Genomic DNA, 794 nt, shown 5'->3' on the forward strand with positions numbered 1-794 from the left:
CTTCCAGGTGAAGAGCCTCTTGAACCGACTGATCCTGAGCTTCCAGGTGAAGAGCCTCTTGAACCGGTTGATCCTGAGCTTCCGGGCGAAGAGCCTCTTGAGCCAGTTGATCCTGAGCAACCGGGTGAGCTGCCTGTTGAACCGACTGATCCTGAGCAACCGGGTGAGCTGCCTGTTGAACCACCCTCAGATATAGAGGTTGTTGATGGCAAGATTATTGTTTCGGATGAGACGGTAATGAATATACGTGATGGTAGGGTTCTTGAATTGGATTTGCGCGCTGAACTGTTTAATGATTATTCAACGATTCATTTAAGCGATAAACAAATTACCCATTTAGTGGAACAGGAAACCATGATGAAAATTGTTCATAACAATGTAACGATTGAAATTCCTTCACTTATTTTTGCAAATGGGGATGGCGATGTAATTTTTAGTTTCGATTTAGTGAATGAAGAGGAAAATATAAAACCATACCCAGGAAGATTAGTAAGTGAAATTTATGATTTCATCATCACTCAAGGAGATGAAAGTCTCTCTGAATTTGGCGATCAAGTTGTTACACTTCATTTACAGGTTGATGAGGATTCCCTTTCAACCGAACAGGTGAATGTCTTCTATTTTAATCCGACAACGACTGAATGGGAGATAGTTGAAGGTTCTTATAAAGATGGGACAGTTACTGCCTTAACTTCTCATTTTAGTATATTTGCAGCATTTGAAGACCGAATGGATAATGTTGATCCCGTTGAGCCTGTTGAACCTGTTGATCCGTTGAGCCTGTTGAGCCGTCG

The 794-nt window shown here is 41.8% G+C and carries 1 pseudogene; it reads left to right on the forward strand.

Annotation, left to right across the window (positions count from 1 at the left end):
* Positions 1-794 (forward strand): annotated as a pseudogene (locus JCM19034_RS22555) (hypothetical protein); the annotation flags it as partial.

Origin of the sequence: Bacillus sp. JCM 19034 (assembly GCF_001310635.1) — a bacterium.
Taxonomy (GTDB): domain Bacteria; phylum Bacillota; class Bacilli; order Bacillales; family Bacillaceae_D; genus Halalkalibacter.